General features: G+C 67.2%; 4 protein-coding genes. 3 read left to right on the top strand and 1 reads right to left on the bottom strand.

Annotated features, from left to right (window positions below):
* The first annotated feature begins 162 nt into the window (after positions 1-162).
* From ABGB01_RS45810 to ABGB01_RS45800, 3 genes are all read left to right on the top strand, one after another.
* Positions 163-1,140 carry a phosphotriesterase-related protein gene (locus ABGB01_RS45810; protein WP_347780610.1) on the top strand — a complete coding sequence of 326 codons (978 nt, stop codon included), beginning with the start codon at positions 163-165 and terminating at the stop codon, positions 1,138-1,140.
* Positions 1,141-1,181: 41 nt separating this feature from the next.
* Positions 1,182-1,568, top strand: a complete 387-nt coding sequence (locus tag ABGB01_RS45805; protein WP_132603662.1) for an STAS domain-containing protein — start codon at positions 1,182-1,184, stop codon at positions 1,566-1,568.
* 203 nt (positions 1,569-1,771) lie between these two features.
* Positions 1,772-2,206 carry a hypothetical protein gene (locus ABGB01_RS45800; protein WP_347780609.1) on the top strand — a complete coding sequence of 145 codons (435 nt, stop codon included), beginning with the start codon at positions 1,772-1,774 and terminating at the stop codon, positions 2,204-2,206.
* A gap of 221 nt (positions 2,207-2,427) precedes the next feature.
* Here the strand turns inward: ABGB01_RS45800 and ABGB01_RS45795 are convergent.
* The coding region (locus tag ABGB01_RS45795; protein WP_347780608.1) for a dihydroxy-acid dehydratase at positions 2,428-2,986 on the bottom strand (559 nt) is incomplete at its 5' end.

The raw sequence follows: 2,986 nt of genomic DNA, 5'->3' as shown, positions 1-2,986 counted from the left end.
CCTCCCAACTCATCGTCGATCTTCACGTAGAGTGCGGTGAGAAGGGTCTCGATGTCGTTCGTCACAAAACGATCATGGAGGCCCTTCCCCTATGCACCGCAAGCCTTCGGACTTACTCGTCTAGGTTGGCGCGCACCAGACCCGCCGGCATGGAGGCGCCGCATGCCCACCGTCGACACCCTGCGCGGTTCCGTGGACGTTGACGATCTCGGGCAGACCCTCATGCACGAGCACATCTTCGTCGTGGCCGCCGAACACCTGGACAACTACGGCAGGGGCGCGTGGTGGGACGAGGAGTTCCGGGTGGCGGACGCGGTCGGGAAGCTCAACGCGGTGGCGGCGAAGGGCGTGCGGACGCTCGTCGACCCGACGGTGTGGGGGCTTGGCCGCTACATCCCGCGCATCCAGCGGGTCGCCGAGCAGGTGCCGGGCCTGAACATCATCGTCGCCACCGGCCTCTACGCCTTCGAGGAGCTGCCGCACCAGTACGAGCACCGGGGCCCCGGCCTGTTCCTTGACGGGCCGGACCCGATGGTCGACGACTTCGTCCGCGACCTCACCGACGGCATCGCCGACACCGGCGTCAGGGCGGCGTTCCTGAAGTGCGTCGTCGAGGCCAAGGGCCTGACGCCCGGCGTCGAGCGCATCTGCCGGGCCGTCGCGCGTGCGCACGCCCGCACCGGCGCGCCGATCACCGTCCACACCAACGCGTTCACCCAGAGCGGACTTCTCGCGCTCGACCTGTTCGCCGAGGAGGGAACCGACCTGGAGAAGGTGATCGTCGGGCACGCGGGGGACAGCAACGACCTCGACTACCTCATGCGCATGGCCGACACCGGCGCGACCCTCGGAATGGACCGATTCGGGTTGGACGTCTACAACTCGACCGCGCAGCGGGTGGCCACGATCGCGGAGCTGTGCCAGCGCGGATACGCCGACCGTATGGTCCTCAGTCATGACACCGCCTGTTTCATGGACTACTTCGGCGGTGCTTGGGATGACGCCCGCGCCACGCTCGCGCCCAACTGGCGCTACGATCACATTCACGACGACGTGTTGGCCGCACTGCTCGACTCGGGTGTGACCGATGGCCAGATTGAGCAGATGCTGGTGTTCAACCCGAAGCGCTACTTCTCGTAGAGTGGTCGGATCGGGCAGGCAACGCAAGTAGGTGGAGCTGGGTGACTTCGGAGCAGGCCTTGTCGATAAGCCTCGGACTCCAGGGACCCTGTGTCATCGCGCGGTTGACGGGGGATTTCGACTTCGGCTCCGCCGCGGAGGTTCGCGACCGCGTCACCAAGGCTCTCGACCTGACCCAGCCTCCGCTGCTCGTCATCGACATGCAGGCGGTCAGCGTCTGCGACTCCTCCGGCCTGTCCGTGCTGGTCTACCTGCACAAGGCCGTCACCGCATCAGGGGGCCGGCTGCTGTTGTCGGGGCTCAACGGCCGCTGCAAGCACCTGTTCGCGATCACCGCGCTCGACAAGTTCTTCGACATCCGCAGCACGGCCGAACTGGCCATCGCCGAGCTCAACGAAGCGGGCGACCCGCCGCCTTTCACCGACTGAGTGCCGCCCAGGGGCCGTCTCCCGTGCTGTCCCTGCTCAGCGGCTGGGCATCTCCGGCATCCTTGTATAAGCCCGGCATAAAAGAATAACTGTTTCGCATCAGATCACCTTGGTGAAATGTTGCTACTTCCGGATTCTTGGTGTAATCGACTGGATACCAGTCGCTGCCACAGGGGGATGGCGACTGCATCACTGGGGGAATCATGATCAAAAGTCTGATTGGAACGTTCTTAGTCGCCGCTGCGGCTACCTCGCTCATGGCCGCGCCCGCCAGCGCGACGTCGTCCTCGGCCGGCGCGTCCGCGGTCGCGGTCGCGGTCGCCGCCAAGCCTCATCTCATTCGCGGCAAGATCTCCTTCGGCCGGTGCGGGCACACCTGCCGGGTCAAGGTCCGAATCAGGAACGTCTCGCGTACGACCGTCTTCAACGTCAGGCTCAAGGCCCGGCTCAAGGTCAACGGCAGGCACGTGGGCACGTGCTACGACAACGTCGGAACCATCAGGGCCCGTAAGACCCGCTGGGCCTCGTGCACCGTGCGGTCCAGGAGCCTCTCCCGCGCCTACAACCGGTATCTCGCCGGCAGGAGCGACTACAACCGGCACGTCTTCACCACGACCTACTACAGGTATTACCGCTAGACGACGGGCGAGGGCCGGCCGCGTCGCGGCCGGCCCTGCGGCCTACGCGGTGACGAGGAGCGCCAGCCCGATCAGCACCACGACCGGGACAAGCCACATCACGGCCTCGACAGCGAACTCCTTGTACATCGCGCGAATCTCCTTCTCCGGGGTGGCCACACGTCAATGGGCAGCATAGCCGCCCGCCGACCATGCCGAGGTCGAGCAGGTCGCCGCCGGGCTCAGGCGGTGACCGCGCCGTCGGAGGCGGAGCGGACGGTGGCCACATATTTGGTCAGCACGCCGCGTTCGACCTCGCGTTCCGGCCGTTGCCAGGCGGCGCGGCGGCGTTCCAGCTCGGTCTCGGGCACCAGCAGGTCGAGGGTGGCGGCGGCGCTGTCGATGACGATCGGGTCGCCGTCGCGCACCAGCGCGATCGGCCCACCGTGGTAGGCCTCGGGGGCCACGTGCCCGATCACCCGCCCGTGCGAGACCCCGCTGAAACGGCCGTCGGTCACGAGGGCCACCGAGGTGCCGAGGCCCCGGCCGACCAGCGGGCCGGTGATGGAGAGCATCTCGCGCATGCCGGGTCCGCCCGCCGGGCCTTCGTAGCGGACCACGATGACGTCGCCGGGCACGATGAGATCCGCCTCGATGGCGGCGATGCACGCGTTCTCGGAGTCGAAGACCTTGGCGGGGCCTTCGTGGCGGAAGTCGTCCTTGCCGCCCAGTTTGAGCACGCATCCGTCGGGGGCGAGTGAGCCGCGCAGGATGGCCAGGGCGCCGCGGGCTTTGAACGGC

This window comes from Nonomuraea sp. B5E05 (assembly GCF_039880665.1).
Taxonomy (GTDB): Bacteria; Actinomycetota; Actinomycetes; order Streptosporangiales; family Streptosporangiaceae; genus Nonomuraea.
The sequence above is the reverse complement of the archived record's forward strand: the minus strand, read 5'-3'. Positions and strand labels throughout refer to the sequence as shown.